Below are 12,439 nucleotides of genomic sequence, written 5' to 3'. Positions count from 1 at the left end.
CGAATGAAAGCGTCCGGTAAGACCGGCTTCGTCTACCATGAATCTTATCTTCAACATGACACCGGCGGATATCATCCCGAGAGCCCGGCGAGATTGAAAGCCATAGTCGAACGGCTGGAGAGGGATGGGGTTCTCCCCAGGCTCATCCTCATCGAACCTACCCCTGCCGACCTGGATTGGATCGCCACCGTCCACACACGGCAATACATCGAGGAGGTCAAGCGGAGTTGCTTGGCAAACATGAGGTTCCTGCACTCTCCCGATACGATCATCTGTCCTCGTTCCTATGACGTGGCGCGGCTGGCCGTCGGCGGCATTTTGGCGGCGATCGACGCCGTGATGGAGGGCAGAGTCAAAAACGCCTTCTGCGCCATTCGTCCCCCAGGCCATCACGCGTTGAAGAGCAGGGCGATGGGGTTCTGCCTCTTCAACAACGTCGCCATCGGAGCCAGATATATCCAGAGGAAATATGGCCTGTCCAAGGTGCTCATCGTGGACTGGGATGTCCATCACGGCAACGGAACACAGGCCGCCTTCTATGACGACCCGACCGTCCTCTACTTCTCAACCCATCAGTATCCCTTCTACCCCGGCACGGGGAGCAGAGAGGAGAGGGGGATTGGGAAGGGGGAAGGCTATACCATCAACGTCCCTCTGCCAGCGGGGTCCGGAGATGAAGAATATGTGAGGGTCTTCGAGGAGATATTGAGGCCCAAGGCGATCCAGTTCGATCCGGATTTCGTCCTGATATCGGCCGGATTCGACCCTTATGAGGACGACCCGATCGGCGGGATGAGGGTCACGCCGGAGGGGTTCGCTGAGCTCACGAAGATCGTAAAGGAGATCGCGGAAGAATGCTGCGAGGGGCGGCTTGTCTCCGTGCTGGAAGGGGGATATAATTTGGAGGGATTGGCCGAATCGGTGGAGGCTCATATCTTGGCTCTTATGAGATGACAAGGGGGTATAACCTTGAGGGAAAGGATAAAGGAACTCCGCAAAAACCTTTATGGCAAACTCTTTCTCTCCTCCATGATGGGGATCACGGACGGCTCCTTCTGTTCGGAAAGGGGTAAGGGCTGTGCTATGGTTCAGATCGGGGCGTATTTAGCGGAGCCGTCGGCTTACGGAAGGAGAGAGTGTGTCCTGCCCCCGACGGAGGAGGAGTGTGTTAGCTTTTTCGCCGAAGAGTGTGAAAGGGCGAGGGGTGAATCAAAAAGCTACGTCTGCTTGAATCTCGCTACACCTAAGCTTGAGTGGGGGTTAGAGGCGGCCGAATGGTTTTACAAGGCCGGAGGGGATATCGTAGAGCTCAACGTTCACGGGGGATATGAGCCGTATCTGCGCCTTGGGAAGCTCAGGGCCATGGTTTTGCCTGAAAATAGATCCGAGCTCTTCGAGTGGCTCGAGGCTTTTTCAAAGTTGAAGGCGCCGGTGATCGTCAAGTTTAGGGAGGGGGTGATTCCGAACTACAGCCCTGTTCTCGATAGGGTCTCCGATATGGATCTCCTTGGAGTGCACTTCAACATCAGGGATGAGAGGAGCGGAAGCCCGGATATTGAGTTCGTCAGGGAGATAAAGAGAAGATATCCCCTCTTCCTCCTGGTGAGCGGTTATGTGAGGGACGCTGAGACGGTGGGGAGGCTTTTCGAGGCTGGTGCCGACATGGTGGGTTTCGCGGAGCCGACCATAAAGGACGCTGAGTTTATAAGCAAGATCGTCCAGGAGCTGGATGATCCTTCAAAATAAGCTTATGGCCGGGAGGTTTCGACCATGGACATATCGAGGAGGTTAACGATCGGTTTTCTCCTTCTTCTGGCGATATATCCCCTTTCAGCGCCCGTCGCTTGGGGAGGAGATATGCCGATCCCACCGATAGGCTGGATATGGCGGGTGGTCCCGTCGGCCGCTGAGGAGGCGAGAGTACGGGCCGAGTTGAAGCTGGGGGAGATCCCCTACAAGATCGTCTATGAGACCTATCGTGATAACAACTGGGAGATATTCATGATGAACGCCGATGGCTCCAACCCGATAAACCTCACCCACACGCCCGATGTGGATGAGCTGTATCCCCACGTCTCACCCGACGGCACGAAGATCTGCTTCGTGGTCGATGAGGGGAAGGGGGAGTCGAAGGTGCGCAACGTCTATTACATGAACATCGACGGGACAGGGCGGACCAAGGTCGCCGAAAACGCCCGACAGCCATGTTGGAGCCCTGACGGGGGTAAAATCGCCTATCTGAAGGGCGAATTTGACCGATTCACCTATCTCGACTACGCGACGAAGGGCTTGTTCATCTATGATCTGAAAACCGGAAAACACGTGCAACATCCGAACAAAAAGCTCTATCACCTCTACAACATCTGCTGGTCGCCCGACGGAAATTGGTTTGTGGCGACTGTGCATGCGGGGATGGGATACAAGCACGCCATCCTCGCCATCGAGGCCAACGGCACCAGGGTCTTCGACCTGGGTATCCCGGGATGTAGGCCGGATATAAGCCCCGACGGGAAGAGGATAGCCTGGGGCGCGGATGACTGGACGCTGGCTGTGGGAGATCTGGATCTGACCTCATCCGCTCCCAAGGTCACGAATCGGCGCGGTCTCATCAAAAGCTCCAAACCGATGAAGATCTATCACATCGATTGGTCTCCAGATGGCAGATATGTCGCCTTCAGCCGGGGGCCCATGAGGAAAACCTTGAAGTTCGCCCCTGAAATGGTGGGCATAAAGGCGGAGGGGTGGAACATATGCGTGGCGGACGCGAGGAGGGAAAACAGATGGGTCGCCATCACCACCGACGGCAGATGCAACAAGGAACCGGATTGGGCGCCGCTGAAACGATAGCGATGATCCCTTCCGAGCCGGTCGCAATCCATATCGGCCGGCCGCCGGAGGGTAGGAAGCCGCTTATGCCCGATCAGGTGGAAAGCGCTGGGCTCCTGCTGTGGCTCGATGCCAACGACATGGACGGCGACGGGAGGGAGGACGATCCGCCCCGCGCCGAGGGGCCGTGATCGGCTGGCGGAGCAGGGTCGGGGATGTGAAGTTCGATGGGTTCGTCTTCTACCAGCCCAACGTCCAGAATGGCAAGGGGATAGCCAGCTGGGAGACGATCTGGATACAGAACCTGAACAAACCGGTGAGCGGTTTCCAGACCATCATCATGGTCCGCCGCGAACACGACCTCTCCTCGGAATGCACAGCGCCGTGGAGGGAGCTGAACGATCTGATCGGCGTCGGCCGATACGGGGAAACGCTGATCTCCGAGAAGGTCTCAGACGAGATCCGAAACGGAGCCGTTTACCTCAACGGCGTCAGGGTCGATCCGTTCAAAACCCCTATGACCAAAGGGTTTTACCTGATCACGTATGAGTTCCCCCGCATATCCAAAAGCCCTTCCTCCCTCATCGTCCTCTCGACATCCTCAAGCTCAAGCGGGGCCGATCCGGTTAGAACCTCCACGCCGCCCTCCGTCATGAGGACGGTGTCCTCAACCCTTATGTAGAGCCTCTCCTCGGGAACCCACATCTGGGGGTCGACCGAGAAGACGAGGCCGGGCCGGAGCGGTTCGGAGCGGTAATTCCCGGGATCGTGAACCTCCATCCCTACGCTGTGGGAGAGATGCCCTTTGAAGGCCAGCATCTCCCTCGCCGCCTTCTCATAGGCCGGTTTGGAAAAGCTCACCTTCTCCACAAGCCTCCTCATCTCCTCCGCCGTGCCCTCCAACACCTCCTCAGCGGTGACGCCCGCCCTTATCCTCTTGAGCAGAGCTTTGTGATATTCGACCACGAATCCGTAAAGCTCCCTCTGCCACCGACTGTATCTTCCGTTTGCGGGGAACATCCTGCCTATGTCGCTTGTGTATCCCTTGTAATCGGGGGCGTAGTCCATGAGCACCAGATCCCCGTCCTGAAGCCGTCTATCGTTTCGGGAGTAATGACCATACCATATGTTGGGGCCGCTTGCGACGATGGGGTTATAGCCGCCCCCTTTGGCGCCGTTGACCAGGAAGATGTAATCCGCCACCGCCGCGAGCTGATACTCCATCACCCCGGGTCTTGCGCATCTCATGGCCTCCGTGACGGCCAGGGCGGCCAGCTTCCCCGCAACCCGCATCACCTCCACCTCGGAATCGCTCTTCAAAAGCCTGAGAGGGGCGGTTATGAGGGAGAGATCCCTGATCTCCGCCCTCGGCGCCCTTTCCTGAACCCTCTCCCTCAGGTATTCCGTCCCGGTCTTCCACCCGCTCAGCGGCCCCGGCGGAACGTGGAACTCCGGGCGCAGCGGCATGTAGATGATCTCAGCGTCTTCCGGTATATCCCCCAGCAGCTCCTCCGGGCTTTTGATCTCGTCCACCCCCGTCAGCTCGCGGACGAGCTCAGGATCATCCGAGCTTAGGCTGGGGCCCTCCGATCTCTCCCTCTGGGGGTCCCTTTTGGGGAGGTAGAGGATGGTCTTTCTATCCCTTCCGTCGAGCAGCAGATAGGAGTTGGGGACCTCTATGCCGCATAGGTAGTAGAACTCTTTTGCCTGCCGGAAGGGGAGAAACTCCCCCATCCGGATGTTACCTGGCAGGATCGCCAGGGCGTTCGGCTCCATCCTATCGAAAGCCTTTCCCCTGCGAGAGATGAACTCCTCCTTTGGAAACATCGTCAACCCTCCACCATATTGAATATAGCCCACAAGGCGAGCAACATCAAGCTTTTCTTCACATAACATAAACCGAGCCACGTCTACGCTCACCGATAGAGGGCCAAATCGTTGAGATACTCCTCGATGTTTGTGTATCCATCCCCGTCTTGATCGCCGTTAGCGTCGGAGGGATCGTGCGGGTTCAGACCGTGCTCCCTCTCCCACTCGTCGGGCATCCCATCCATATCGGCATCTGGCGGCGGGGATGTGGTCTTGTATTGCGGCCATCCCCCCACCTCATCCTGTGAATCTATGATCCTCCCGCCGCCCTTTTTGACCTCTTCGACGATCCTCCTATCCACCGCATCCCGCTTCGGCAGAACCGCTCCTCCCTCCTCGAGCACCCGCCTGTATGCCACCTCGGCCGGATCGGTCCTCACGGGCGGAGCGGGAAACGGCTTCCCGACTATCTTCCCTCCGCCTCCCCTCTGGTCGATCAACAGACGGTTGTCATCGCTCTTTTCGGGAAACCCGACCAGGACGTTCCCCATCAGAAAGATCTGGGTTTTGGGCCCTCCGGGTCTGAAGGCATAGCCGCGGGCGCTCTCTTTGGTGGATGGGCCGGGCTTGAGGTAGTTGGCGACGTAGTTTATCCTGACGGCCGTCTCGCCCGAATACCCCGCCCTGTAGCCCCAGTTGTAGATCACGTTGTTGCGGAAATCGAGGATGATCCCTGGCATCCCTTCTTTGCCGCCCGGACGGGGGTTCCGGCTGGCGTGATGGGCGTAGAGGTTGTGATGAAAAGTGACACCTCCTTCCCCTCCGGTTATAAGGGATCCGTATCCGTGAGGGCCTTTGTGGTGATAGGAGTGATAGAGGTTTTCGGTGATGAAACACCACTGGACCGTCACGTTCTTGGAGTCTGTCACAGAGAGGGTCTCATCTATCCCCCAGCTTGCGGAACAGTGGTCTATGATCACGTTTTCGGCCCGATCGACCGAGCTGGCGTCCATCTCCTTCCGCTTCACATCGCCGGGTCGGCCTCTGATGTATCGAATGACCACATCGTGCGTGGAGATGGAGAAGTGATCCCCCTTCAAGCAGATCCCGTCCCCAGGGGCGGTCTGGCCGGCAATGGTGATGCATGGGTTTCGGATGGCGAGCTTCTTTTTAAGCTCGATTATCCCTGATATCCTGAACACCACTATCCGCGGGCCTTTCGCTTCAATCGCCGCCCTCAGGCTTCCGGGGCCTGAGTCGTTGAGGTTTGTGACGAAGATGACCCTGCCCCCTCTTCCCCCCGGCGTGTATGCGCCGAACCCCTCGGCGCCGGGGAAGGCGGGGATGTTCGAGGGGACGGTCTGGGCGACCACCAAGACCAATCCCAGCCCGGCTAACCCCAAAATCAGGGTGAACATCATCGTCCTTTCCGTCCTCATCGGTCTCCTCCTCTTCGGAGGAGGTGTCGCCTGAGAGTATGGGATCTCCACAATGCGACAACCTCCAAACTTGTGGGATAATGCGGGTTGTCCTTTGTGCCGAAGCTACACCCGACTATATCGAACATGCCGCCGCCAGGCGAAGATGAAGAGATCCTCCCTCTCCTCCGCCTCGGCCCCCGGAGAGCGTTTTCTGATCTCTTGAGCGAATTGGTCGAAAAGTCTTTCGGAGATGAGCCCCCTTCCACCTTCACTCCCTCCTGGTTTACCTAAGCAACAGCATTATACACCATAATAGACGGTATACTCAAGTCGTTTTCCCCGTCAGGATTATAGGATTATACGGGTCCCCTCAAAAGGGGTAAAAAACGGCGTCTGTATATATTCTCTTTTTCGTTGTGGTGTCAAGCCTCTTGTCGTGTTGGACGCGGGAAGACCAGATACCGCGGCTTCCCCGTCAAATCGCGTTCGGGGAGGTGCACGAGGTAACCCTTTGGACGGATAACCCGAATTACGCCAAGCTAGGTCCCTGCCTGATCGACCTCGATACACACAAGACCTTTGCCGTTACGGAGATCACCATCGATGCGCCGCGCTCGCAATACTTTATACTATTTCACCTTGCTATGGTCTCCAAAATTGATCCCACTCACTTGGGTAGTTTGGGAGAACTGAAAAAGAGTGAGGAGTGAGAGAGTGACTCGCCACCTAACGAGGCGATGCACCGGAGCGGGCTACCGCTGTGGCACTTGGACGTTCTTTCGGTCAACGAAGGTTTTCTGTTCTTCCAAGCCCACTCCCCCTGGTCCGCACGGTGATCTTGGTCGTCAGGCACTTGCCTACCTAGTCTCTTGCAGGTACAATTAAGTATAGTCAGTTGGATTAAATACATTTATGTGGAGGAATGAAGAATGCCTTCTACGGCAATTGTGACAGTAGAGAAAATGTTAGAATCTTTGCCCGAGGAAATGCAAGAACGTGTAGTGGAACATCTACGAGAGTATATCTTGGACCTGCAGGATGAGCTCCAATGGGATAAGCTATTCAAGCGCACCCAAGATAAACTCATTGCGGCGGCCCGTCGTGCCAAAGAGGAAATCGCCGCCGGCAAAGCAGAACCTATGGACTTTGAGCGGCTATGAAATCGGCTACATTGCCTTCATTCTGGGAGGCTTATGCTTCCCTTGACGAGGGGGTTAAACGTAAGGCCAGGAGGGCCTTTCGGTTGTGGGCGCAGAATCCCTTTCATCCCTCTTTGCATTTCAAGTGCGTCAACCGTGAGGGAAACATCTGGTCTGTGCGGATAACACGAGGTTATCGTGCGGTTGGCCTCCTTGAGGGAGATACGGTTACGTGGTTTTGGATTGGTCACCACGATGATTATGAGCGTTTCTTCTCGTGATCAGGGAACATAATGGTGCCTAACCACTCGCTGCTGCCGACTGCTCGACGAGGTGCACGCTCGGGGATCAACACCATGGGCGCGATCACCTCGGATCGCCACGCCCGCCGCCCTGTATACTACAGGCTGCGGGAGCTTTGGAGCTCACAGCCTTCAGGAAGATAGGCTTGCCTATCCGGCCATCTCTCTCTCCCCAAACCTCTTGACGAAGGGGTAAGGATGTGCTAGATTCCACATATATCTCCTCCGTGGAGGGTTTATGATGTTCAGCAGTAAAACATGTTCATGGCTGCTCAGCACCGCTGTTATGGCCTTTGCCCTGCCTTCATCTCCGGAGACCCACGCCGGGGAGATCCGGGAGGCGGTGCTTGCGGGCTATCTGATTATACCTAACGAACGGGTTGAACCGAGCTATAACGGCGGTTTCTCCATGTATGTGGCCGCCTGGCCGCTGCTGGAGGAGTATCCGGGCCATCGCTTCCAGAGCGGCCTGGTCAGCACCTGGATGTTCGCCCAGTATGAGAAACCTCCCTCAAGGGAGCTCTATTCTGACATCGAAGGCGGTCTGGGGTGGTGGAGGGATACACGCTTCGCCACCATCACGCCCAAGTTCATCATGGGCGGCGTCGCCCTGAACTTTTCCGCATGGGCCAACGGGCCGGGGGCGGGGAAAGGCAGGGATTGGAGTCGGCCGCTGGGCAAGTACGGGGTTGCACAGCTGAGCCCATGGCTCCTGTGGCCGCCGGATGGCTTAAACCTGAAACAGGGCGCCTGTGGAGAGCTGTTCGGATACGGATACCTGCCTCTGCCGCTGACCCGACCCAAATCCGGAACCGCCGGCAAGGATGTGCCGACCGGCAATCACTGCTGGACCCTCTTCCTCAACACGGCCAACTTCAAAGGGCCGGTGGCCTTCTTCCTTCCTTACTTCTGGTCAAAACCATCACTCGATGATCCTACCCTGGCGGGCATGTTCCTCGACAGCCGACCTTCAGACCCCAACAGGGCGCTGCAGATGGAGACACAGTATATCCCCGCTGTGATCGCTTCCGATTCCAGAGGCGAAACTTATGCCCGTATAGCTCCGACGGACTTCCCAGTAGGACCGGATGGTGTGGGGACCCTCGTGCATAAGGTCATCTCGTACAGCAAAGATGCGCTTTGGAACGCTGTGGAGAGGTGGTTTCAGGGAGGCTCGCCTGTCGATCGAATCAACATCCGAGCTGCTCGTGTCCACACCTTCCCCGGAAACGGTTGGGCCACATGGCGGATCCACACCCCGGACATGCCTGAGGAGGAACGAGCGCCTGTCGATTGGAGCTCCTTTGCGACCCCTGTGGCATCCGATCCTGTCACGTTCGGCTTCAGGTGGAATCGGCAGCTCGTGACGACGAGAAGCTACGGAAGCTGTCGGCTCGTCAGGCTTCCGGAGTACTACCATCTGGTGAAGGAGGGTGACAAGGCGAGATGGGTGCCTGTCCTTCCCGATCAAGTTCCACCGGAGACAGGGTTAACGAAATACGAATTCCGACCACCCGCAGAGCCTCCGCCGGAGGCTTATGTGACGCCTGAGGAGCCGGACAGCTGTTGGAAGAAACCCGGGCCGGTCGCAGGACCGTTTCAGGTCCGCCTGGGCGATGGAAGCCTCGTGACCTATTACTGGTATCGCTTCGCCGATCAACCGGCTCTGTTGAACGCCGACCTGACCGACGAGGAACGGGAGGAGCTACAAGCGCGCGTCGAGATGATCCATCGGCTCTGGCGAAAGGAGCGAGACTACCTGCCGCCACCGGAGGTCGGCAGATTGGCAAGCATTGACCCTGCGCTCATCGTGACTCCTCCGCCGGGGCTGGAGGTGGGATACGTGCCGATCGTCACTCGACAGGAGCCTGCCGAGTAGATTACCCGATGTCGTCCCGCACTTCGCCTGACAGCCGCAAACCTCGGCGGCGAACATAGAACGTTTATGTTCATGGCTGCTCAGCGGCCGGCTTTCTTACGTCTCCTATTTGAGGCGGGTGAACTTCACTGCCCAGAACGGGGTGAGATCGTAAGCGTCCGTATCGTCCGCCCGCATGATGTGGTTTAACTCCGGATGCTCGCTTAACGGCTCGAGGATAAGCCGATGCCTTTCGCCCACCTTGAACCTTGCCGCCGGCATGAGCTTGGAATCCCTCATCCCCCAAAACACCGCCAGGAGCTCTTTGCCATCATAAACCCCGTCCTCGACCGATAGAACTTTATATTTGACATACGTGAGACACTCGGTATATGGAACCTGCATGGGATCTGGGACGAAGGAGACGAGGGTTGTCTCACCGACCACCGTCAGTTCATCTCCGTCAGCCCTTGCGATGGGGATGGAAGGCGGAGGAACCTCCAACACCTTCCATTCGCTCTCCGGATCGGCGAGGTCTCTGGTTGTGAACTGCCATATGACAAGTCTTTTGCCGGACAAAGCGCTTTGTCTCCTGATCAACGCTTCCCTACATGCCGTTGATCCTCCGCCGTTTATGGCGATCACATCGAGCCGTATGCCCATCTCAAACGACAGATGTTCTGAAAAGCCGGCGTGATCTCCCCATCCCATCTTCGCCTGAGAGTAGACGTTCGTGAAGCTATCGCCGAGGAGGATTATCGGCGAGGAGGGATCTGGGAGGACAGGATCGCCCGCGCCGTGAAGAACCCTCTCGATACGAATTTCGGTCGGCCTCAACCTTCTGCTTTCATAGGGCAGTTGGAGCATATCATAGAGATCGCCGTGTCGTTTCAGGCTGACGGATTCCGTGTAAAACCGCGTCCTCTCTACTCCATCAAGCCATCCCTCCCTCTTGATCTCCTCTGCAAGGGCTTTGGCGACTATACTCATACCGGAGGGCGACCAATGGGTATCCTGTGGGAGATAGAGGAGACTATCCCCTTTCCATCTCCTCTCCCATAGAAGGTGGGTTAGGTCGAACACCTTCACCCCCGAGGCACGAAGCCGATCGAAGAGTTCCCCGACATGTCGGTTCATGGCTGGCCCCCAATTTGGATCGTATCTCTTGGAGAGGTGCTCCGGATAGATGGTCGCTTTGACGGGAACGGGAACCAGGATCAGATCGATTCCATGAGCCTTCAGGGATCTATGGAAGGTAAGGATGGCCGTTAAAACTTCGGGACGCAGCTCGGGACGGACTATGTAATCCACGGCCGGACGGTAAAAGAGCCATCCGTCCCGGCCGACGATGACCTTGCTGTTTCCACGTCTGAGCAGATCGGTCAACAGCCACTGGTATCTTCTCCTGGTGAACCTCGCCACCACAGATTGATCCTTAAGCCTGTCCTGATACTCCCTCAGATATGAGGCTGTGGGAAGACGTTTGAAGAGATCCAACTCCTGAACCGGCCTGCCTTTGGCTTTCTCATATATCAATTGGATGATGGGGACGGAAAACAGGGGGAGTAGGAACAGGATCAACGATAGAAGCATTAAACCCCTCTTATCCCGTTCGGTTTTAAGATTTCCCCTCATCCCTTGAAACCCCCTGATTAGAACTGGAAGTAGAGAAACGGATTGAAACCCTGAGTGAAAAGCGTCGCCAAGGTTAGGATGAAAAGCGGTATCAACATCGTCAGCTTCAGCGGAGTGATTCCACTTTGGGCGAAATCCCATGACTGTTTCCCGAACCAGGTGACGGCCGCGCAGGTGAACATGATGATCAGGTGATAGGGCGTATAGATGATCGATCCGAGCAGAAGGGAGGTATGCCATGCTCCCTTCAGCCCGAACATATAGCCCAGATACCTGAGGGCCTCCCTTAAGCTATCGGCCCTGAAGAACACCCACGTGATCAGAATTATCGTGAAGGTGATCATCACCCGAAAGGCTCTTGGGAGAAACCGGTAAGGGCTTTCCTTGCCGAGCATCCTCTCGAAGGCCAGCATACATCCGTGGATTCCGCCCCATATGACGAATTTCCACTGAGCCCCGTGCCATAACCCTCCCAGCAGCATGACGGTCATGAGGTTGAAGTATGTCCGCTTTCGGCCCTTACGGTTGCCCCCTAAAGGGATATAGAGGTAGTCCCGAAGCCATGAGGATAACGATATGTGCCAGCGACGCCAGAAGCTCGTGATGCTCTCGGCGTGATACGGAGAGTCGAAGTTCTTGGAGAACTGGAATCCAAGCATCAATCCCAGTCCTATCGCCATATCCGAGTATCCGCTGAAGTCGAAGTAGATCTGAAAGGCGTATGCTATAACCCCTATCCAAGCATCATACCATGTCAGCGATCCGGCGTTGAACGAGGCATCCGCCACTTCCCCCATCGGATTGGCCAGAAGCACCTTTTTGGCGAAGCCCAGGATGAAGAAGATCATCCCGCGCGAGAACTTCTCAAGCGTGCAGGTTCTGTGGATGAGCTGATCGGCTATATCGCTATATCGGACGATCGGGCCGGCGACAAGCTGGGGAAACATCGAGACGTAACAGGCGAAATCCACGAAAGAGTTCGCCGGTCGCGCATGACCTCGATAGAGATCTATCGTGTAGCTCATCGACTGAAACGTGTAGAAGGAGATCCCGACGGGCAGGGTGATCCTGAGCACCTCAAATGCCTCCCTTCCGAAGGCCTGAAGGATCGCGTTCAGATTGGATTGGGCAAAGGCGAAGTACTTGAAAAAGCCGAGAAGCGAAAGGTTGGTCACCACCGAGATGAAGACGGCCAACCTGCGTTGAGTGTGGGATGAGGAGGGAAAGAGGGTGATCCTGCCGGCTATCATCAACCCGCATAGGTAGTCCACCGCCGTTGATGCTAGGATGAGCAGGATATACCAGGGGTTAGCCCACCCGTAGAAGATGTAGCTGACGATCGTCAAAATCAGGTGTTTCGATTTCCTGGGGACGAGATAATATAGGAGCAACGCCGTGGGGAGGAAGTAGAAGATGAATATGTGCGATGCGAATACCATCTCCCGACTT

At 56.5% G+C, this 12,439-nt stretch carries 10 protein-coding genes; 6 read left to right on the top strand and 4 right to left on the bottom strand.

Features of this window, described 5'->3' with window-relative positions; genetic code table 11:
- Positions 1 to 3: 3 nt before the first annotated feature.
- Genes J7M22_19145 through J7M22_19130 form a run of 4 tightly spaced genes read left to right on the top strand, consistent with a single transcriptional unit; the run spans position 4 to position 3,017 of the window.
- Entirely contained in the window at positions 4 to 954 is a 951-nt protein-coding gene (locus J7M22_19145; protein ID MCD6508722.1) for a histone deacetylase, read from the top strand.
- 15 nt (positions 955 to 969) lie between these two features.
- Positions 970 to 1,746, top strand: coding sequence for a hypothetical protein (locus tag J7M22_19140; GenBank protein ID MCD6508721.1), 777 nt, complete (start codon positions 970 to 972; stop codon positions 1,744 to 1,746).
- Between the two features lie 24 nt (positions 1,747 to 1,770).
- Positions 1,771 to 2,847, top strand: a complete 1,077-nt coding sequence (locus tag J7M22_19135) for a PD40 domain-containing protein (protein MCD6508720.1) — start codon at positions 1,771 to 1,773, stop codon at positions 2,845 to 2,847.
- A complete protein-coding gene (locus J7M22_19130) occupies positions 2,826 to 3,017 on the top strand; it encodes a hypothetical protein (protein ID MCD6508719.1) in 192 nt (63 codons plus the stop codon). The genes J7M22_19135 and J7M22_19130 overlap by 22 nt, the downstream gene beginning before the upstream one ends.
- 340 nt (positions 3,018 to 3,357) lie before the next feature.
- Here J7M22_19130 and J7M22_19125 read toward each other — a convergent pair whose 3' ends face one another.
- Together J7M22_19125 and J7M22_19120 are read right to left on the bottom strand one after the other, a co-directional pair.
- Positions 3,358 to 4,653: an aminopeptidase P family protein gene (locus tag J7M22_19125; protein ID MCD6508718.1), complete on the bottom strand. Its 1,296-nt coding sequence runs from the start codon at positions 4,651 to 4,653 to the stop codon at positions 3,358 to 3,360.
- An 89-nt stretch (positions 4,654 to 4,742) separates the two neighbouring features.
- Complete coding sequence (locus tag J7M22_19120) at positions 4,743 to 6,038, bottom strand: pectate lyase (GenBank protein ID MCD6508717.1); 1,296 nt, start codon at positions 6,036 to 6,038, stop codon at positions 4,743 to 4,745.
- A 947-nt stretch (positions 6,039 to 6,985) separates the two neighbouring features.
- On the opposite strand from J7M22_19120, the gene J7M22_19115 reads away from it, so the two are divergent.
- Together J7M22_19115 and J7M22_19110 are read left to right on the top strand one after the other, a co-directional pair.
- Positions 6,986 to 7,216: a hypothetical protein gene (locus J7M22_19115; protein MCD6508716.1), complete on the top strand. Its 231-nt coding sequence runs from the start codon at positions 6,986 to 6,988 to the stop codon at positions 7,214 to 7,216.
- A 567-nt stretch (positions 7,217 to 7,783) separates the two neighbouring features.
- Positions 7,784 to 9,376, top strand: a complete 1,593-nt coding sequence (locus tag J7M22_19110) for a hypothetical protein (GenBank protein ID MCD6508715.1) — start codon at positions 7,784 to 7,786, stop codon at positions 9,374 to 9,376.
- A 105-nt stretch (positions 9,377 to 9,481) separates the two neighbouring features.
- On the opposite strand, the gene J7M22_19105 is transcribed toward J7M22_19110, so the two are convergent.
- Together J7M22_19105 and J7M22_19100 are read right to left on the bottom strand one after the other, a co-directional pair.
- Positions 9,482 to 10,990 (bottom strand): hypothetical protein, encoded by a 1,509-nt coding sequence (locus J7M22_19105; GenBank protein MCD6508714.1) that lies wholly within the window; start codon positions 10,988 to 10,990, stop codon positions 9,482 to 9,484.
- A gap of 17 nt (positions 10,991 to 11,007) precedes the next feature.
- Positions 11,008 to 12,429 carry an MBOAT family protein gene (locus J7M22_19100; GenBank protein MCD6508713.1) on the bottom strand — a complete coding sequence of 474 codons (1,422 nt, stop codon included), beginning with the start codon at positions 12,427 to 12,429 and terminating at the stop codon, positions 11,008 to 11,010.
- Between the last annotated feature and the right edge of the window lie 10 nt (positions 12,430 to 12,439).

The sequence above is a fragment of the Candidatus Poribacteria bacterium genome (genome assembly GCA_021162805.1).
Lineage (GTDB): Bacteria > Poribacteria > WGA-4E > B28-G17 > B28-G17 > JAGGXZ01.
The sequence above is the reverse complement of the archived record's forward strand: the minus strand, read 5'-3'. Positions and strand labels throughout refer to the sequence as shown.